The organism is Bacillus sp. EB106-04-02-XG92 (genome assembly GCF_058791995.1).
Genome location: NZ_JBYTEA010000008.1, coordinates 36418 through 54441, shown reverse-complemented (window position 1 = coordinate 54441; position 18024 = coordinate 36418). Strand labels below are relative to the sequence as shown.

General features: G+C 35.9%; 20 protein-coding genes. 13 read left to right on the top strand and 7 right to left on the bottom strand.

Translation table 11 applies throughout. From position 1 onward, the window contains the following. Positions 1 to 13 precede the first annotated feature (13 nt). Positions 14 to 1141 carry a radical SAM/CxCxxxxC motif protein YfkAB gene (gene yfkAB, locus AC3WVA_RS19780; RefSeq protein WP_098346045.1) on the bottom strand — a complete coding sequence of 376 codons (1128 nt, stop codon included), beginning with the start codon at positions 1139 to 1141 and terminating at the stop codon, positions 14 to 16. Positions 1142 to 1354: 213 nt separating this feature from the next. Here yfkAB and AC3WVA_RS19775 point away from each other — a divergent pair, with 213 nt between their 5' ends. The 6 genes from AC3WVA_RS19775 to truA all read left to right on the top strand — a co-directional run bounded on the left by AC3WVA_RS19775 (position 1355) and on the right by truA (position 7279). Then, positions 1355 to 1537, top strand: a complete 183-nt coding sequence (locus AC3WVA_RS19775) for an SE1561 family protein (protein ID WP_000513558.1) — start codon at positions 1355 to 1357, stop codon at positions 1535 to 1537. Positions 1538 to 1742: 205 nt separating this feature from the next. After that, positions 1743 to 3263 carry a class I fumarate hydratase gene (gene fumA, locus AC3WVA_RS19770; protein ID WP_095210993.1) on the top strand — a complete coding sequence of 507 codons (1521 nt, stop codon included), beginning with the start codon at positions 1743 to 1745 and terminating at the stop codon, positions 3261 to 3263. 126 nt (positions 3264 to 3389) lie between these two features. After that, a complete protein-coding gene (gene pdaA, locus AC3WVA_RS19765; RefSeq protein ID WP_098346046.1) occupies positions 3390 to 4172 on the top strand; it encodes a delta-lactam-biosynthetic de-N-acetylase in 783 nt (260 codons plus the stop codon). A gap of 59 nt (positions 4173 to 4231) precedes the next feature. After that, entirely contained in the window at positions 4232 to 5095 is an 864-nt protein-coding gene (locus tag AC3WVA_RS19760) for a DNA-3-methyladenine glycosylase family protein (protein ID WP_098346047.1), read from the top strand. Positions 5096 to 5105: 10 nt separating this feature from the next. Next, positions 5106 to 6485: a 23S rRNA (uracil(1939)-C(5))-methyltransferase RlmD gene (rlmD, locus tag AC3WVA_RS19755; RefSeq protein ID WP_492322108.1), complete on the top strand. Its 1380-nt coding sequence runs from the start codon at positions 5106 to 5108 to the stop codon at positions 6483 to 6485. Between the two features lie 56 nt (positions 6486 to 6541). After that, complete coding sequence (gene truA, locus AC3WVA_RS19750) at positions 6542 to 7279, top strand: tRNA pseudouridine(38-40) synthase TruA (RefSeq protein WP_098346049.1); 738 nt, start codon at positions 6542 to 6544, stop codon at positions 7277 to 7279. A 42-nt stretch (positions 7280 to 7321) separates the two neighbouring features. Here truA and AC3WVA_RS19745 read toward each other — a convergent pair whose 3' ends face one another. The 3 genes from AC3WVA_RS19745 to AC3WVA_RS19735 form a co-directional block, all read right to left on the bottom strand. After that, the gene (locus AC3WVA_RS19745; RefSeq protein ID WP_267876739.1) at positions 7322 to 7450 is read right to left on the bottom strand and encodes a hypothetical protein; all 129 of its coding nucleotides are present in this window, start codon (positions 7448 to 7450) and stop codon (positions 7322 to 7324) included. A gap of 127 nt (positions 7451 to 7577) precedes the next feature. Beyond that, complete coding sequence (locus AC3WVA_RS19740) at positions 7578 to 7775, bottom strand: hypothetical protein (RefSeq protein WP_048527886.1); 198 nt, start codon at positions 7773 to 7775, stop codon at positions 7578 to 7580. A 149-nt stretch (positions 7776 to 7924) separates the two neighbouring features. Next, a complete protein-coding gene (locus tag AC3WVA_RS19735; protein ID WP_098346050.1) occupies positions 7925 to 9328 on the bottom strand; it encodes a sigma-54 interaction domain-containing protein in 1404 nt (467 codons plus the stop codon). 274 nt (positions 9329 to 9602) lie between these two features. Between AC3WVA_RS19735 and AC3WVA_RS19730 the strand changes: the two genes are divergently transcribed. The 3 genes from AC3WVA_RS19730 (at position 9603) to AC3WVA_RS19720 (ending at position 12736) form a co-directional block, all read left to right on the top strand. Continuing rightward, positions 9603 to 9857 carry a biotin/lipoyl attachment domain-containing protein gene (locus AC3WVA_RS19730; RefSeq protein ID WP_000859492.1) on the top strand — a complete coding sequence of 85 codons (255 nt, stop codon included), beginning with the start codon at positions 9603 to 9605 and terminating at the stop codon, positions 9855 to 9857. Positions 9858 to 9938: 81 nt separating this feature from the next. After that, positions 9939 to 11360: an amino acid permease gene (locus tag AC3WVA_RS19725; RefSeq protein WP_492322107.1), complete on the top strand. Its 1422-nt coding sequence runs from the start codon at positions 9939 to 9941 to the stop codon at positions 11358 to 11360. 95 nt (positions 11361 to 11455) lie between these two features. Continuing rightward, entirely contained in the window at positions 11456 to 12736 is a 1281-nt protein-coding gene (locus AC3WVA_RS19720) for an acetylornithine deacetylase (protein WP_195756130.1), read from the top strand. A 94-nt stretch (positions 12737 to 12830) separates the two neighbouring features. On the opposite strand, the gene AC3WVA_RS19715 is transcribed toward AC3WVA_RS19720, so the two are convergent. Continuing rightward, positions 12831 to 13484, bottom strand: coding sequence for a helix-turn-helix domain-containing protein (locus AC3WVA_RS19715; RefSeq protein WP_098346053.1), 654 nt, complete (start codon positions 13482 to 13484; stop codon positions 12831 to 12833). A 130-nt stretch (positions 13485 to 13614) separates the two neighbouring features. Here AC3WVA_RS19715 and ytaF point away from each other — a divergent pair, with 130 nt between their 5' ends. Both ytaF and AC3WVA_RS19705 read left to right on the top strand, forming a co-directional pair. Next, positions 13615 to 14226, top strand: a complete 612-nt coding sequence (ytaF, locus tag AC3WVA_RS19710; protein WP_098346054.1) for a sporulation membrane protein YtaF — start codon at positions 13615 to 13617, stop codon at positions 14224 to 14226. A 115-nt stretch (positions 14227 to 14341) separates the two neighbouring features. Next, the gene (locus AC3WVA_RS19705) at positions 14342 to 14500 is read left to right on the top strand and encodes a hypothetical protein (RefSeq protein WP_000532411.1); all 159 of its coding nucleotides are present in this window, start codon (positions 14342 to 14344) and stop codon (positions 14498 to 14500) included. A gap of 21 nt (positions 14501 to 14521) precedes the next feature. Here the strand turns inward: AC3WVA_RS19705 and AC3WVA_RS19700 are convergent, their stop codons facing one another. After that, positions 14522 to 14863, bottom strand: coding sequence for a DUF3969 family protein (locus tag AC3WVA_RS19700; RefSeq protein ID WP_000766602.1), 342 nt, complete (start codon positions 14861 to 14863; stop codon positions 14522 to 14524). A gap of 174 nt (positions 14864 to 15037) precedes the next feature. Continuing rightward, positions 15038 to 15967, bottom strand: coding sequence for a glutaminase A (gene glsA, locus AC3WVA_RS19695; protein ID WP_001149853.1), 930 nt, complete (start codon positions 15965 to 15967; stop codon positions 15038 to 15040). Between the two features lie 69 nt (positions 15968 to 16036). On the opposite strand from glsA, the gene AC3WVA_RS19690 reads away from it, so the two are divergent. After that, positions 16037 to 16150: a transcriptional regulator gene (locus AC3WVA_RS19690; protein ID WP_071757087.1), complete on the top strand. Its 114-nt coding sequence runs from the start codon at positions 16037 to 16039 to the stop codon at positions 16148 to 16150. Between the two features lie 141 nt (positions 16151 to 16291). Then, on the top strand, positions 16292 to 17794 hold the full coding sequence (nagE, locus tag AC3WVA_RS19685; RefSeq protein ID WP_088314135.1) for an N-acetylglucosamine-specific PTS transporter subunit IIBC: 1503 nt from the start codon (positions 16292 to 16294) through the stop codon (positions 17792 to 17794). The last annotated feature ends 230 nt before the right edge of the window (positions 17795 to 18024 follow it).

Sequence of the window (18024 nt, the reverse complement as noted above, 5' to 3'; positions counted from 1 at the left end):
AGCTGACGTTTTTTTATAATGTAATATTTGCTGTTTTTGATAAGAAATCTTCGGTTGGATAGTAGCTGTTTTTTACAAGAACATTCGGTCCAAGACATTTTACTGCAGGACAGTGACAGCTTAATGATTTTGCTGTTTTTGAAGCGCTCCATTTTTCATACGCTTCTTGTAACGTATTTGTTTGAATGTTACCTAGAAGTGGAACATCACCAAAGTCCGTCACAATAATATTTCCATCAAAAATATTTACATTTAAACGAGAACGGCCATCTGGATCGTTACGAACAGTGACGTTTTTGCTCTCTTGTAATTTTTTTAATGTGGAAATGTCTCGCTCATCATCGCTACAAGCATAGAAAGGTAAAGTTCCAAATAACATCCATACATTTTCATCGCGAATTTCTAGTAAATGCTCAATTGCATCACGAATTTCAGCTTTCGTTAAAATCTCTAGATTACTCGCGAAGTCACTTGGATACATTGGGTGAACCTCATGACGTTTACATCCCATTTCGTCAACGATTTGACGATGAATATGTTCAATGTGTGGTAGAGTTCGTTTATTCAGCATCGTTTCGGCTGATACGAGTACACCTGCATCTGATAGAGCTTTACTATTTGTGATCATACGTTCAAATAATTTTGCACGTTGTTCATACGTAGGTTTACGCTCCATCATTGCAAATCCGCCTTCAACGAAGTCGTCAATTGTTCCCCAGTTATGAGATATATGCAATACGTCTAAATAGGGAATAATTTGTTCGTAACGTGCTAAATCTATAGTTAAGTTTGAGTTGATTTGAGTGCGAACGCCTCGTTCATGGGCGTATTTTAAGAGTGGTGTTACATAGTTGTCGACGGATTTTTTTGAAAGCATAGGTTCTCCGCCAGTAATACTTAAAGAACGTAAATGAGGAATCTCATCTAATCGTTTTAATAAAAGATCCATCGGAAGCGGATTCGGGTCTTTCGGCTGTAACGTGTAACCAACAGCGCAATGCTCACAGCGCATATTGCATAACGTCGTTGTTGTAAACTCAACATTTGTTAATAGTAGTTTGCCGTACTCTTCAAGGTCCATATACGCTTCCCATGGATCGTAAGAAGGAGTAATCGGCTTCATTTTTTGTGATATCGTCATATGAAATACTCCTTTGACTATTGAAATAACAATTTGTCCATCCTCTATAATAGAAGAATATGCGCTTTTTATAAAGTGAAACTTTTTTGTGAAAAAAGAGAGAGGGCTTACATTTAAATGAATGAATGTGACAATATTGATGAATTTACATACCCATAGCAATCATTTTTGCGGTATAATAAAAGCAACTCGAATTAAAAGGAGAGTGCCTTCATGGGAAAAGCAATTCAAGATAAAGACACACAATTAGTATATTTAAAAGAACGTTTAAATATGTTCATTGAAGTAATTGATACAATTGAACCTGAAGAAGTAGAATTAGAAGATGTAGATCGTCTTCTTGCAATGCTAGATGAACTAGAATTAAAATGTGAGCAATTTAAAAAAGACGAATAATATATTAAAAAGGCTGCCAATTCTAATTTGGTAGCCTTTTTCTGTGCGGATAATAGAAGGACGATAGAAAAAGAGGTATAATCAAGTTGTGAAAAATTTCATTTATGCTTTAATAGCGTGAAATAAATAAAAGCTAAAGAGCATAACAATGGAATTTTCAGCTCATAACGTTTTGGTAGCGTTCACAATTGAGGGGGAAGTAACAATGGAAAAGCTTCAAGAAAGCATGTATCAACTAATTGTTGAAACGTCAACGAACTTACCGAAAGATGTTCGTCGTGCGATTCAACAAGCGAAAGAGCGAGAAAATGCAGGGACTCGTTCTGCGATGGCACTTGGCACAATTACCAATAATATTAAAATGGCTGATGATAACATCTCGCCAATTTGCCAAGATACAGGGATGCCAACGTTTAAAATTTATACACCAGTTGGTGTGAATCAATTAAAGTTGAAGGAAGCTATCTATAATGCGCTTGAGCGGGCGACAAAAGATGGTAAACTTCGTCCCAATTCTGTTGATTCTCTTTTTGGAGACAATAGTGGAAATAATTTAGGACCAGGTACACCGGTTATTAAGTTTGAACAATGGGAAAAAGATTATATTGATGCACGTTTAATCCTAAAGGGTGGTGGCTGTGAGAATAAAAATATTCAGTATAGTTTACCATGTGAACTAGAAGGACTTGGACGAGCTGGTCGTGATTTAGAAGGGATTCGTAAATGCCTTCTTCATGCAGTATATCAAGCACAAGGTCAAGGATGTAGTGCAGGTGTAATTGGTGTTGGTATCGGGGGAGACCGCACATCAGGTTACGAATTAGCAAAAAATCAATTATTCCGTACATTAGATGATGTCAATCCAATCCCAGAGTTACAACAACTTGAAGAGTACGTATTAGAAAATGCGAATAAGCTTGGTATTGGTACGATGGGATTTGGCGGAGAAACAACTTTACTTGGGTGTAAAATTGGCGTGTATAACCGTCTGCCAGCTAGTTTCTACGTATCTGTGGCGTATAATTGCTGGGCATACCGCCGCCTTGGAGTAACAATCCATCCTGAAACAGGTGAAATTATGGATTGGTTATATCAAGAAGGTGAAGATACACTGGAGCAAGAAGCACAAGAAAAAACAGAACAACGTGAGATTGTATTACAAGCACCAATTACAGAAGAGCAAATTCGTGAACTTCGCGTTGGTGATGTTGTAACAATTAATGGCATGATGTATACAGGTCGTGATGCAATTCATAAGCATTTAATGGATAACGATTGTCCAGTAGATTTAAATGGGCAAGTTATTTATCACTGTGGTCCAGTTGTCGTGAAAGATGAAAATGAAAACTGGCAAATTAAAGCGGCAGGTCCAACGACAAGTATTCGTGAAGAACCGTACCAAGGCGATATTATGAAGAAATTCGGTATTCGCGCTGTCATTGGAAAAGGTGGTATGGGTGCGAAAACATTAGCGGCTTTAGAAGAGCACGGTGGTGTATATTTAAATGCAATTGGCGGTGCAGCACAATACTATGCTGAATGTATTAAAGAAGTAAAAGATGTTGATTTCTTACAGTTTGGTATTCCAGAGGCAATGTGGCATTTACGTATCGAAGGATTTAAAGCAGTTGTAACGATGGATTCTCACGGTAATAGCTTACATGCAGATGTTGATAAAACATCACTTGAAAAATTAGCTAGCTTTAAAGAGCCAGTATTTAAGTAAACAAAAATGCATCTCGAATCATTCGAGATGCATTTTTTTGGTATATATAGAAAAACATGTTCAGCATGAAAGGATGTGTGGCAACAGAAACTACAAGTACGATTATATATGGAAAGGAGACTATTTATGAAATATAAATGGTTATATATCGGTCTCATTTTTTCAATTATGATGGCACTTGTTCCAGTTTCGGCATTAGCTTATACAAATACTCCACATAGCTGGGGAATCCCACGCCCTAAAAATGAAACAGTACCAGATGCAGGAAAGTTATATACAGATTTGCTACAAAAAAATGGTGGGTTTTATTTAGGGGATACAAAGAAAAAAGATATTTATTTAACATTCGATAATGGATATGAGAATGGATACACAGGGAAAATCTTAGACGTATTAAAAGAGAAAAAAGTACCAGCAACTTTCTTTGTAACGGGGCATTACATTAAAACACAAAAAGATTTATTGTTAAGAATGAAAGATGAAGGACACATTATTGGAAACCATTCGTGGAGCCATCCTGATTTCACAGCGGTAAATGATGAGAAACTTCGTCAAGAATTAACGAGTGTAACGGAAGAAATTAAGAAAGTAACTGGGCAAAAAGAAGTAAAATATGTACGTCCTCCGCGCGGCGTATTCAGTGAAAGAACGTTAGCTCTTACGAAAGAAATGGGCTATTATAATGTATTTTGGTCACTTGCATTTTTGGATTGGAAAGTGGATGAACAAAGAGGATGGCAATATGCCCATAATAATGTAATGACGATGATTCATCCAGGATCTATTTTATTACTTCATGCAATATCAAAAGATAATGCAGAAGCACTTGCAAAAATCATTGATGATTTGCGCGAGAAAGGGTATGATTTTAAAAGTCTAGATGACTTAGTAAAAAGCAATCAACCGTAAGCATGTATGCTTGCGGTTTTCTCATGCTATAATGATGTGTAAAAAGGATGGGGAAACGTATGTGGAGCGAACATGTTACGTTAGAGTATCCGTATCATTTTGAAGAAGTGTTAAAACGTTTATCTTTTGATCCTCTTAACGTCATTCAATTAGATGAGAAAGTTATTTATGTCCCGCTTTGGATAGATGAGGAACAGATTGTTGTTCGTCTGCAAGGGATTGGTACTGTTCAAAATCCACAGTTTTGGATTTCTAGTCAGACAGGAAATCCAGAGAAAGTCATGAAACGAATGAGGGCCATTTTTCATTGGAATGAACCGTTTCAAGATATACAAAATCATTTTTTAAACACATCATTACGTCCACTATTTGAAACATATGCGTATACTCCAATTATTTTAGAATTTGATTATTTTGCTTGTCTTCTTCGCTGTATCATTCATCAACAAATAAATTTGAAATTTGCTACTGTGTTAACAGAACAGTTTGTGAAACGATATGGAACAGAGAAGAATGGTGTATTCTTTTTCCCAACTCCAGAAAGAGTAGCAAACATTTCAATAGAGGGATTGAGAGAGCAGAAGTTTAGTCAGCGAAAAGCTGAATATATAGTAGGATTAGGTAGAAGTATTGTCAGCGGTACATTAAATTTAGCGAGTATAGAAACCAGGGCGGAAGAAGAGGTTTCAGCACAACTGTTACCAATTAGGGGGATTGGTACATGGACAGTGCAAAATTTTTTAATGTTTGGGCTTGGACGGAAAAATATGTTTCCGAAAGCGGACATTGGGATTCAGCGTGCAGTACAAGGTGTATTTCAATTAGATGATAAACCTGATGATGCATTTTTAGAAAAAGTGAAACAAGAGTGTGAACCATACTGCAGTTATGCAGCGTTATATTTATGGAAAAGTATAGAGTAGAGGTGTAATAATGATACAAAAGCAACATGAGAGTAAGTTGGAAGTTGGTCAAACGTTTCCTGTGACAATTAAACGTCTTGGGATTAACGGAGAAGGCGTTGGTTATTTTAAGAGACAAGTTGTTTTCATTCCAGGGGCATTACCAGGAGAAGAAGTTGTTGCTGAAACAACGAAAATTCAGCGTGGTTTCGCTGAAGCGAAAGTGAAAAAAGTTCGTAAAGCTTCACCACATCGTGTGAAAGCGCCATGTCCAGTATATGAAGAGTGCGGCGGTTGCCAATTGCAACATTTAGATTATAAAGAACAATTAAATCAAAAGCGTGATATCGTTGTACAAGCATTTGAGAAGTATATGAACAACAGTTTAGAAGAGAAAATTCGTCCAACGCTTGGTATGGAAAATCCATGGCATTATCGTAATAAGAGTCAACTACAAGTGGGACGTAAAGACGAAAAGGTTATTACAGGGCTGTATAAACAAAACTCACATCAGTTAATTGATATTGCTCATTGTATGATTCAACATAAAGCAACGAATGAAGCGACAAAAGTTGTAAGACGTATATTAGAAAAGTTAAATTTTTCTATTTATAATGAGAAAAAGCAAAAAGGTTTAGTACGTACAATTGTGACACGTACTGCAGTGCAAACAGGGGAAGTACAAGTTACACTTATTACAACAAAAGAAGAATTGCCAAATAAAGAGCAATTTATCGCAGAAGTACAAAAACAGATGCCAGCTGTTAAATCAATTATGCAAAATGTAAACTGGCGTAAAACATCTGTTATTTTCGGTGATAAAACATTTAAATTAGCTGGAAAAGAAGTAATTCAAGAAACGCTTGGTGATTTATCATTTGAATTATCAGCACGTGCATTCTTCCAGTTGAATCCAGAACAAACGGTTGTTTTATACAATGAAGCGAAAAAAGCCGCTGCTTTAACAGGCAATGAGAAAATTGTAGATGCGTATTGTGGCGTTGGTACAATCGGTCTTTGGCTTGCAAATGATGCAGCGGAAGTACGTGGTATGGATGTAATTCCAGAAGCGATTGCAGATGCAAGAAAAAATGCGAAGCGTCACGGGTTTACAAATACAAGATATGAAGCAGGTAAAGCTGAACAATGGTTACCGAAATGGGTAAAAGAAGGATGGCGTCCAGATGTAATTGTTGTCGATCCACCTCGTACAGGTTGCGATGATAAATTACTGGAAACAATTTTAAAGGTGAAGCCGAAACAAGTTGTTTACGTATCTTGTAATCCTTCTTCATTAGCTCGTGATGTACAAGCATTAATGAAGAGTTATGAAGTGGAGTATGTGCAACCAGTTGATATGTTCCCGCATACAGCTCATGTAGAAAATGTAGTGAAGCTTGTTAGAAAGTAGAGTTTATTCATATTCCCTCACGATATGAGGGAATATTTTCTATGAAGGAGAGTAAAATGAATAATTATAAATTAACGATTCAGTACGATGGTGCACGTTTTAAAGGATGGCAACGTCTCGGTAATAACGATAATACGATTCAAGGAAAAATCGAAAGTGTTATATCTGAAATGGTCGGAAAAGAAATTGAAATTATCGGTTGCAGTAGAACAGACGCTGGTGTGCATGCTTTGAATCAAGTTGCTAACTTTCAAAGTGATGAGAAGTTAGTGGAACATAAAGTGAAAAAATATTTGAATCAATATTTACCAAATGATATTAGCATTACGAACGTAGAAGAAGTACAAGACCGCTTCCATGCTCGTTACAATTCTAAAGCAAAAACATATCTTTATAAGATTTGGAATGAAGAGCATACAAATCCATTTATGCGTAAATACAGCATGCATGTGAATAAAAAATTAAATGTGAAAAGCATGAAAGAAGCTGCGAAACATTTAGTTGGTTCACATGACTTTACTGCATTTTCAAATGCGAAATCAAAGAAAAAGTCTATGGTTCGAGAAATATATACACTTGAAGTGATGGAAGAGGCAGGATTCGTACAAATTAGAGTAAGTGGTAACGGATTCCTTCATAACATGGTGCGAAAAATTGTTGGAGCATTAATTGAAGTTGGATTAGAACAATTAGATGCAGGAGCAATTCCGCACATTTTAGAGTCGAAACAACGTAATCAGATTAATTGCCTTGCTGAGGCGAGTGGTTTGTATTTGGAGAATGTTGAGTTTTAAAAGATATGGATATGAAAAAAAGCACTCCTGTGAGTGCTTTTTTTATGCTGATGCAGTCGTTTTATCTTTTCGGAAAATCCCCATTAATCCTCCGATTAATAATAAAACACCTGGTAATAAGTAAATAACAGAAATACAAATAAATCCACCAATAGCAGCGATCGTCATCATAATACCGCCTGCTTTAGTCTGTATATAATCAATTTTAAATTAAGTTTTGAGGTAGAGGGAATATAAAGAAAAAAACATGAGAGTAGTAAACATCTCGTGTTTAAATAAGATAATTAACTTTGTCGGTTTAAGAAGATTTCTCTTTCTTCATCCGTATCTTCAAATTCCAAAAAGCAGCAAGCATAATAGCTGCAAAGGAGCCGCTAATTGTTGCTAATAGCTTTGCATAAGGATAGGTATTCATATTAATGAGTAGCATCATACATAGAAGGGTAGGGAAGAAGGCTAAGTATTGTAACAATTTTAATCTTTTATCATTACTCATATACATCGTTCCTTTCTAGTATGTTATATGTTTATTATAGCATATTTTACCAAATGTTTATTTGTATGTTAAAGCAGATTTATGCTGCATTAACAAGCAATAAAAGTCGAATTGGTGAGGGCTAGTAATCCACTGATTCAAGTTTCATTTCATATGTGTAAATGTAGTTTTTTAATTCGATATTGTAAGTTTTGTCTACTTAACCCTAAAAACTTTGCAGCTTGTGAGATATTACCGTGATATTCTTTTAGAATTTGATTGATGTAGTTCTTTTCCATTGCTTCTATTGTGTGCTTTAACGTTTTAGGTGCATCAGTATCGTTATTAGTTAGGGAAGGTTGCAGATTGAATTCTTTTTTTATTCGTTCGCGAAAGCGAGTGGGAAGATGAAACGCTGTAATGATATTTTCATCTTCAACCAAGTTCATCGAACCTTCAATGATATGTTCCAATTCTCGTACGTTTCCGGGCCAATCATATGCATACAAGAATTCTCTTACATGTACATCTATATCTGTTACGCTAAGTCCAAATTGAATATTGTACTTTTCGATAAAGTGCTGAACAAGATCGGGAATATCTTCTTTCCGTTCGCGTAAAGGCGGGAGACATAAAGTAACGACGCTTAATCGGTAATATAAGTCTTCCCGTAATCGATTGTGTGTAATAGCTTCAAGAGGGTCTTCATTCATAGTTGCTATAATGCGAACGTCAATTTCTTTTTCTTGTGTGCCTCCGACTCTTCGTATTGTTTTTTCTTGTATAGCTCGCAGCAACTTTGCTTGAAGTGCTGGACTTAACGAATTGATCTCATCTAATAACAAAGTTCCTCCGTTCGCTTCTTCAAATAAACCAGCTTTATCGATAGCTCCTGTAAATGCACCTCGGTTCGTACCAAATAATAGGCTTTCCATGAGTGTATCAGGTATAGCGGCACAGTTTTGTGAAATAAACGGTTTGCCTGAACGCTGGCTTTCATTATGGATACTTTGTGCAAATAGTTCTTTACCGGTCCCTGTTTCCCCTACGAGAAGTATGGATGAAGATGTGCGAATGACTCTTTTCGCTTCTGTAATGACGGATTGAATAGCGCTAGAATCCCCGATTATGTGATCAAAGGTAAACTTGTTATTTATTTTTCGAGCAGGGCCCGTTTTCATCGTTTGTTTGGAATGGCTAATCTCTGTTGAAATTTCAATAGCGCCTTTAATTTTTCCATTTTCTATTATAGGGAAAGTATTGTTAATCGTCGTAATTTCTTGCCCTTTATTGTTAAAATACGTTTGTTTTATATTTTTGTTTGTTTTTCCTAATTTTAATGCCTCTATAAGAGTACTATTTTTATTTTCTTCAAATGCAAAGACTTCTAAAGGACTTTTATATAGCACATCTGAGCGTTCCATTGATTCAATTTCCATCATTTTGCGGTTGTAGATAATCGTTTTACTTTCCTCATTAATAATATGAATCCCGATATCGAGCTCATTGAGTAAAGTTTCATATAGCATATTCATTTCAATGATCTGTTTCAAATTAATTTCTTCTGTACGCATAGATTATCTTCTCCTCATTTCACCCTATGAAGACTGACTTTTTATAATTTTATTAAAATTCTTATAAAATCGCAAAATTTTTTTGCTATTTTCCTTTTAAAACTTCTCAAACGATAGAAAAATTTTGCGGTTATGAACATTTTTTTTTGAGAAACCTTCATTTTAAATAGGAATTGGAGATTGGTACGCATTTTGCATAAATAATAGTTGAAATCTCTAAAGGAGGGATATGCAACGTTTCAGTACCAATTAAAAAGAAGGAGGAGTTTATAAAGTGAAGACGGTTATAGAAGGCGTGTATAGTCCTTGTTACGGGAAAGTTGAGAAGTTATTTGTTACGGAAAGTTCTTACGTATACGAATGGGAGAAATTAGCGTTAATTGAAACAATAGATAAACAGAAAGTAGAAATTAAGGTAGGAATCAGTGGGTATATCGAGTCATTAGAAGTAGTAGAAGGACAAGCTATCGCTGATAAAAAGTTGTTAATAACAGTTAGGGATGATCTTTTAATAACAGGTAGTGATTAATACTATGTATTTTGCTCTTTTTAATAATTATTCTTATTATGAACATTTTTAAAAACGCTTACATGAAATGGGGGGATTTATATGATGGATCAAAACCAAGGGTTAAAAAGGGAATTGAAAAGTAGGCACATATTTATGATTGCACTCGGAGGAGTTATTGGTACCGGTCTTTTTTTAGGATCTGGGTATACAATTCATGAGGCTGGGCCTGGAGGAGCGATTGTAGCGTATCTTGTTGGAGGATTTGTTATGTATTTAACGATGCTCTGTCTTGGAGAATTAGCTGTTGCGATGCCTGACGCAGGATCTTATCAAACGTATGCTACGAAGCACATTTCCCCTGCAGCAGGTTATGTAGTCGGATGGATGTCGTGGCTAAACTGGTCTGCTACGATAGGTATTGAACTAATTGCAGTTAGTATTTTAATGAAACGATGGTTTCCTGATGTACCGTCATGGATTTGGTGCGTAGTGTTTGCGGTACTACTTTTTGCTATCAACGCGTTATCTTCAAGAAGTTTTGCAGAAGTTGAATTTTGGTTTGCAAGTATTAAAGTTATTACAATCATTGCATTTATTATTTTGGGTGGGGCAGCAATGTTTGGTTTTCTAGATATGAAAGGAAATGAACCAGCACCGATGTTTTCTAGCTTTACCGAGTATGGTGGATTGTTTCCAAATGGGTTATCAGCAATTTTAATAACGATGATTGCAGTTAATTTCTCCTTTCAAGGAACGGAGCTTGTTGGTATTGCGGCTGGAGAGAGTGAAAATCCAGAAAAAACAATCCCAAAGGCAATTAATAATACAGTTTGGCGTATACTGGTGTTCTTTGTATTATCTATTTTCATTCTTGCAGGATTATTCCCATGGCAACAAGCGGGAGTGATAGAAAGTCCATTCGTAGTTGTATTTGATAAAATTGGTATTCCTTATGCAGCTGATATTATCAATTTCGTTATTATTACAGCAGTACTATCCGTTGCGAATTCAGGATTATATGCAACTTCTCGTATGCTATGGTCTATGTCTAATCAAGGAATGATTAGTCCGATTTTTGGTAAGTTATCTAAAAATGGTGTTCCTATTTATGCATTGATTGTAAGTACGATTGTAGGGTGTCTTTCATTACTATCAGGTATTTATGCGGAAGATACAGTTTATTTATGGCTGCTTTCTATTGCCGGATTTGGGGCGATATTAGTTTGGGCATCTATTGCTCTATCTAACTTATTAGCTAGAAGATCATATGTGAAGCAGGGCGGGGATGTGAAGGACTTGAAATTTAAGACACCGCTGTATCCGTTCGTGCCACTGCTTGCGTTAGTATTAAATATAACAGTAATTGTTGGTATGGCCTTTATTCCAGAACAAAGAATGGCATTGTATTGTGGTATTCCATTTATGATTGTTTGTTTACTGTTTTACAGTGCGACAAGAAATAAGGCACGTAAGGTAGAACATATTGAAAAGACAAAGACAACAGAAATAGAAAGTTTATAATAGTGATTAATTTGGAGACTGTAAAATTGTAAACAGTCTCTTTTTTTGTGAAAATAAAGCTGGAAACATGCTACGTATGCAAAGGGGAATTAGTGATGAATGAAGAAGTTTCACAGCTATTAGAACAGATTGATCTACGAAAAGGTGAGTTACTAGAGCTTACAAAAACATTAATTCGTTTTGAAACACCAGCACCGCCGGCGAGAAATACAAATGAGGCGCAAGAATTTGTTGCCCATTTCCTAAGAAAACGAAATTTTAGTGTAGATAAATGGGATGTATATCCGAATGACCCGAACGTTGTTGGGGTGAAAAAAGGGGTAGAAAGTGACACGCATAAAAGTCTTATTATTAACGGACATATGGATGTAGCTGAAGTGTCAGCAGATGAGGCGTGGGAAACGAATCCGTTTGAGCCGTTTATAAAAGATGGTTGGTTAGTCGGACGTGGTGCGGCAGATATGAAAGGTGGACTGGCTGGAGCGCTATTTGCTATTCAGCTTTTTCAAGAAGCTGGCATTGAATTACCTGGAGATTTAATCTTTCAATCCGTAATTGGGGAAGAAGTTGGAGAGGCAGGTACACTTCAATGCTGCAGGCGAGGTTATGATGCTGATTTTGCAGTCGTAGTGGATACGAGTGATTTGCATATGCAAGGACAGGGCGGCGTAATTACTGGATGGATTACTGTGAAAAGTCCTCAGACGTTTCATGATGCAACACGCAGGAAAATGATCCATGCGGGAGGACGTTTATTCGGGGCGAGTGCGATTGAAAAAATGATGAAAATTGTGCAAAGTTTACAAGAGTTAGAGCGTCATTGGGCAGTTATGAAAACATATGAAGGCTATCCATCTGGAACAACAACGATTAATCCAGCTGTTATTGAAGGCGGACGGCATGCAGCGTTTATTGCGGATGAGTGCCGATTATGGATAACGGTGCACTTTTATCCGAATGAAACACATGAACAAATAATAAACGAAATTGAAGAGTATATTGGGAAAGTAGCAGCCGCTGATCCATGGTTAAGTGAAAACCCACCACAATTTAAGTGGGGTGGAGAATCAATGATTGTGGATCGTGGCGAAATTTTCCCTTCATTAGAAGTAGATAGTGAACATGCAGCTGTAAAAACGCTTAGCTCAGTACACGAATCAATTCTATCTCAAAATGCAATTTTAGATATGTCTGCAACGGTAACCGATGGTGGTTGGTTTAGTGAATTTCATATTCCAGCTGTTATTTACGGACCAGGTACATTAGAAGAAGCTCATTCAATAAATGAGAAAGTTGAAGTAGAACAGCTAATTGAATTTACAAAAGTAATAACAGCATTTATATATGAATGGTGTCATACAAAAAAAATAGATTAGTATGTTGAAATCGTACAGGTATGTATACTTGTACGATTTTTTTGTGAACTATTTCAGAGGTAAATAGCAACAACTGAAATAGTTCTATATATTTCTATGTCTTTCGTTTTAATTCGATTAATTTCTCTTTCGCTAATTCAACAGCAATTGCATCATCTAAATAGCCAATCGGAAAGAGATAATCGGGGATAATGTCTGTTGATAAAATGAAATACAGTAATGCGCCTCCGAGAACCGCACGTTCCTCGTTTGAAATAGTCTCATTGCAAAATTGTTGATACATATCTGTTAATTGTTCAATGAAAGGACCAGCGCTATCAATTTGTTCTAATTTGCTCGCGAAACTTTCATGAATACGTCTTTCGCCTTCTGTTGTTTGAGCGTAGCGTTCATAGTTTTCAAGTTCTTGTTTGACGCGAGTTGTTGTGTAGTCGAAATCAAATAAGTTAGAGGATTGCAGCGTTTGCTGGATTGTATCAAGAGATGTGTACATATCCGTCTTTTCTTTATTAATGTGAGGAGAATCAGGATACATTTCATCAAATAATAATTGGGGCGGAACTTGCAGACATTCTGCAAATTTTTGTAGATGTTTTTGTTTTGGTGGTTGTTTACCATTCATAATTCTTGAGATTGTTGCAGGATCAATATTTGTAAGCATTCCGAGTTGGCGCATGGATAAGGCACGTTCTTTTAAAAGTTTTTTTATTAATGTACTAAGCCGTTCATTTGGATTTTCTTTAGGCATAGTGAAGGCACTCCTTTTTTATTGTTGAAAAAATGTTGAGCATTTATTACATGTATATGAAACAGACAGGCACAGTTGCTCAACATTTTCATAAGATGCATGGAAAAGTGAGAAAAAGGGGTGGCTGTTTATGAGTACGGCAGGTCTGTTTTCAATTTTTTTAATCGGGATTGCTTCTAATTTAGATAATGCAGGTGTTGGGATTGCATATGGCATTCGTAAAATCAGAATTTCGTGGTTTAACAATTTTATCATCGCATTTTTGGGGTTTTTATTTACTTTATTAGCTGGATTTTTTGGGAACTGGATTGCATTATTTATTTCAGAGTTTACTGCAAACCTAATTGGAGCAATCGTTTTAGGGATAATTGGGGTGTTTATTTTGTGCCAGCCTTTCTTGGGGCAAAGAAATACCGTAAGCTCTAAAGATGGTAATGTACTTATGGGGATTTTACGTGATCCAGAAAAAGCAGATTTTGATGGTTCTAAAACAATTAGTTTTTCAGAAGCAATTGTTTTGGGGGTTGCATTATCTATTAATAATATTGCGGGTGGATTTGATGCTGGGGTAACAAACTTGAATCTGTGGCTTACAGCAACTATTTCTGGGGTATTTAGTTTTATTTGTATTAGTGGGTTTGCGTATGTAGGAAAACGATTTTTAGCAGCATACTTAGGGAAATGGGCTACTGTTATTGCGGGAGTTTTATTAATTCTTATTGGAATTGATCAGTTGTTGTAAGGAGAACAGAAAACAATGTTCGAGTATTTCCTTGGAAATACGGCAAAGGATTGCATATGTCGACGTACTTTTCCCTATACTAATACGGATTTCTTTTAAAGAAAGGGGGATCCGTATGGGACGAGGAAAAGCATTTGATCATAAGAAAAAAGGGCATGACCATCAACCGCCTAAAGGTGCGTTCATTCATAAAGATGTAAATGAACATACTTTAGAAGAGGAAGAGCTACCAGTAAATATTGAGACGTATAAAAATAGTTTGAAAAAACATTAAAAGCACCTACATAGGTGCTTTTTAGCGTATATCTTCAATTAGTTGCTCAGATTCTTCGTGCATGCTGTATTCACTTAAAACTTGAATGCAAAGCCACTTTAATTCTTCAATCGTATGTTCAAGTTCTTCAGGAAGTACATGATGAATGTCTTCAAGTCCCATTCCGAAATGAATAAGTTCAAGTACTTGATCATCGATGTTCCGGTCCATTAGCAGCTCAAGTACTTCTAAATTGAATATGTATCGGTGAGCTTCATCGAGTGAAACCACTTTTAACTTCAAGCTTTCTACAATACTCAATATAAAGAGAAGAATTGTTTTTTCAAGAACAGGTTGTTTTTCCATCTGAAATATTAGTTTCATCCTTCACACCTCCACATATAGCGCTAGGTTGTACTATACTATTCAGGGTGGGGGAGCAAATATGCATGATATAGAGAAACTTTCAGTACTGTTTTTGTAAGGGATTGGTAACTGATAAAGTTAAGGTTTTTATGGAATAAAAAAATCCTGCTAGTATAGCAGGATAACGCTAAATTAAAAAATACTCCAACCTTCTTGAGCAGACAGAAGTTCAAGAATCTTAAAACCAGCGATACTATTTCCGTTTGCATCTAAAGCCGGTCCGAAAATACCAATTCCCATTTCTCCTTTTACGCAGCCGAAAATACCACCAGCTACACCACTTTTAGCTGGAATACCAACACGAATCGCAAATTCGCCAGACTCGTTATACATACCACATGTAACCATAAATGTTTTACAAATTTTTGTAATATGTTTAGGGATAATTTGTTTTTTCTTATATGGATCATAGCCATCCATCGCAAAAATTAAGCCGATACGTGCTAAATCGATACAGTTTACTTCAACTGCACATTGACGAGTGTATAAATCCATAAGTTCTTCAATGTCACAATCGATAATTCCGTTTTGTTTCATATAGTAACAAAGTGAACGGTTTAAGTAAGCTGTCTCTAATTCTGAATTGGCAACTTTAGAAGAATAATTAATAGTAGGATTATCTGTTATTTCACGTACAAAATGAAGGATGCGCTCCATTTTTTCTTCATTATCTTTTCCTGCTAACATGCTTGTAATAGCTAGCGCTCCTGCATTAATCATTGGATTAAGTGGTTTAGAAGGACTTGTCGTTTCTAACTTAATAATGGAATTAAATGGATCGCCAGTTGGCTCCATTCCAACTTTAGAAAATACATATTCTTCACCACGATCTAAAAGGGCAAGTGCAAGTGTAATTACTTTTGAAATACTTTGAAGAGTAAATAGTGTTTGTGAGTTGCCAGCATGGATGTATTCTGTTTCTTTATGGAAAATGGCAATCCCTAAATCATCTGGATTTGCATTTCCTAGTTCGGGGATATAAGTAGCAAGCTTTCCTTTTTTCGTATATGGTTTTACTTGTTCTAACAACTGTTGTAAGTTGTTTGTTTCAATGCACTGCATAGTACCAACGCTCCTATTTCGAATTAACTAAGTTTACTTTTCCCGATATGCTCGGAAATAAATAATAACATGAAAAAGTGGAATGATAAAACGAAAGTTACATGTTCTATAGCAGGTCTTTCGTTTCGAGTATTTTGTAGTCAAAAAGGAGAATTTTCCTTTTATATAACAGTTTGGAAATAGGAGATTTATCCATAAAAAATTTGAAAATAAAAACTACACATCTATACAACTATATGTTATTATGGTTATGTAAATAGAAAGCGTTTTCTAAGGCGTACTTATAATGATAACGATTTCATAAATTTGATAGGGGGAATTAAAATGTTGCAGTTTCTACAACGTATTGGTAAAGCATTAATGCTTCCAATCGCCGTACTACCAGCAGCAGGATTATTGCTTCGTTTAGGACAACCAGATGTATTTGATATTCCTGTTATGGCACAGGCCGGTGCAGCAGTTTTTGATAATTTAGCACTTATTTTTGCAATTGGTATTGCAATCGGTCTTTCAGTTGATGCTAGTGGTGCAGCAGGTCTTGCAGGTGCAATTGGTTATCTAGTTATGAAAAACAGTATTGATGCACTTAGTAAGGGGTATTCTACTGTAGAATTACAAGATAAATTAGGCAAAGTCCAAGATTTAATAGGTAATAGTGCTAATGTAGATCCATCTAAACTTGCAGATACAATGACACAAGTATCTAAGGCAGCCGAATTATCGACTAAAGTGGATATGAAAGTTTTAGGTGGTATTATTGTCGGTGTTATAGCAGGACTTCTTTATAATAAATTCCATAAGATTAAACTTCCAGAATGGTTAGGATTCTTTGCTGGAAAACGTTTCGTTCCGATTGTTACATCGGTTGTGATGCTACTATTAGGAATTCTATTCGCACAAATTTGGCCAGCAATTCAAAATGCTATCGATGCATTAGCTCATGGAATTGTTAATTTAGGGGCAGTTGGTTCAGGTTTATTTGGTTTATTAAACCGTCTATTAATTCCAATTGGTTTGCATCACGTAATGAACACATACTTCTGGTTCGTACTTGGTGACTTTACAAATGCAGCAGGTAATGTTGTAAATGGTGATATTGCTCGCTTCCTTGCAGGAGATAAAACAGCGGGTATGTTTATGACTGGTTTCTTCCCGGTTATGATGTTTGGTTTACCAGCAGCATGTTTCGCAATGATTGCAGCTGCTAAACCAGAAAAACGTAAAATGGTTACAGGTATGTTAGGTGGTCTAGCATTAACTTCATTCTTAACTGGTATTACAGAACCAATTGAATTCTCATTCATGTTCTTATCACCAGTATTATATGGAATTCATGCTGTATTAACAGGTCTGTCTCTATTTATTACAACAACTCTTGGCATTCACGATGGTTTCACATTTAGTGCCGGTGCAATCGACTACTTCTTAAACTTCGGTATTGCAACAAAACCAGTATTACTAGCAGGAGTCGGTTTAATTTATGCAGTAATTTACTTCGTTGTATTCTACTTCTTAATTAAGAAGTTCGACCTAAAAACTCCTGGTCGTGAAGACGAAGAGGAGCTAGCTGAAGGTGAAGAAGCTCCAGTTGCAGGTTCAATTGGTGAAACTTACGTAGCAGCTTTAGGTGGAAAAGAAAACTTAACAGTTATTGATAACTGTGCAACACGTCTACGCTTACAAGTGAAAGATGCTGGTCAAGTAAACGAAGCAGCATTAAAACGTGCTGGTGCAAAAGGTGTTATGAAATTAAGTAATACGAGTGTCCAAGTTATCGTAGGTACAAATGTTGAATCTGTTGCCGATGATATGAAAAAACACGTATAAATAATGAGATAAGAGGATATCTGAAAAGATTGATGACATCAATTTTTAGAGGATATCCTCTTTTTTGTTAACAATTTAACAGCAATCTTACTTTTGTAAATTTTCTTTTTCTTTTTTATACATATAGGTTGGTAATATGTGCAGTGCGTGATAAAGTAGGGATGACATAGAATGGAGTATCCATAATCTGCTAAAAAAATTAGTAGAGGGATTAAATTATTGTTGAGTAA

Excerpts from the sequence above, each read along its gene's own strand:
- yfkAB (WP_098346045.1), bottom strand. The coding sequence starts at position 1,141 with ATGACGATATCACAAAAAATGAAGCCGATTACTCCTTCTTACGATCCA.
- AC3WVA_RS19775 (WP_000513558.1), top strand. The coding sequence starts at position 1,355 with ATGGGAAAAGCAATTCAAGATAAAGACACACAATTAGTATATTTAAAA.
- fumA (WP_095210993.1), top strand. The coding sequence starts at position 1,743 with ATGGAAAAGCTTCAAGAAAGCATGTATCAACTAATTGTTGAAACGTCA.
- pdaA (WP_098346046.1), top strand. The coding sequence starts at position 3,390 with ATGAAATATAAATGGTTATATATCGGTCTCATTTTTTCAATTATGATG.
- AC3WVA_RS19760 (WP_098346047.1), top strand. The coding sequence starts at position 4,232 with ATGTGGAGCGAACATGTTACGTTAGAGTATCCGTATCATTTTGAAGAA.
- rlmD (WP_492322108.1), top strand. The coding sequence starts at position 5,106 with ATGATACAAAAGCAACATGAGAGTAAGTTGGAAGTTGGTCAAACGTTT.
- truA (WP_098346049.1), top strand. The coding sequence starts at position 6,542 with ATGAATAATTATAAATTAACGATTCAGTACGATGGTGCACGTTTTAAA.
- AC3WVA_RS19745 (WP_267876739.1), bottom strand. The coding sequence starts at position 7,450 with ATGATGACGATCGCTGCTATTGGTGGATTTATTTGTATTTCTGTTATT.
- AC3WVA_RS19740 (WP_048527886.1), bottom strand. The coding sequence starts at position 7,775 with ATGAGTAATGATAAAAGATTAAAATTGTTACAATACTTAGCCTTCTTC.
- AC3WVA_RS19735 (WP_098346050.1), bottom strand. The coding sequence starts at position 9,328 with ATGCGTACAGAAGAAATTAATTTGAAACAGATCATTGAAATGAATATG.
- AC3WVA_RS19725 (WP_492322107.1), top strand. The coding sequence starts at position 9,939 with ATGATGGATCAAAACCAAGGGTTAAAAAGGGAATTGAAAAGTAGGCAC.
- AC3WVA_RS19720 (WP_195756130.1), top strand. The coding sequence starts at position 11,456 with ATGAATGAAGAAGTTTCACAGCTATTAGAACAGATTGATCTACGAAAA.
- AC3WVA_RS19715 (WP_098346053.1), bottom strand. The coding sequence starts at position 13,484 with ATGCCTAAAGAAAATCCAAATGAACGGCTTAGTACATTAATAAAAAAA.
- ytaF (WP_098346054.1), top strand. The coding sequence starts at position 13,615 with ATGAGTACGGCAGGTCTGTTTTCAATTTTTTTAATCGGGATTGCTTCT.
- AC3WVA_RS19705 (WP_000532411.1), top strand. The coding sequence starts at position 14,342 with ATGGGACGAGGAAAAGCATTTGATCATAAGAAAAAAGGGCATGACCAT.
- AC3WVA_RS19700 (WP_000766602.1), bottom strand. The coding sequence starts at position 14,863 with ATGAAACTAATATTTCAGATGGAAAAACAACCTGTTCTTGAAAAAACA.
- glsA (WP_001149853.1), bottom strand. The coding sequence starts at position 15,967 with ATGCAGTGCATTGAAACAAACAACTTACAACAGTTGTTAGAACAAGTA.
- AC3WVA_RS19690 (WP_071757087.1), top strand. The coding sequence starts at position 16,037 with ATGAAAAAGTGGAATGATAAAACGAAAGTTACATGTTCTATAGCAGGT.
- nagE (WP_088314135.1), top strand. The coding sequence starts at position 16,292 with ATGTTGCAGTTTCTACAACGTATTGGTAAAGCATTAATGCTTCCAATC.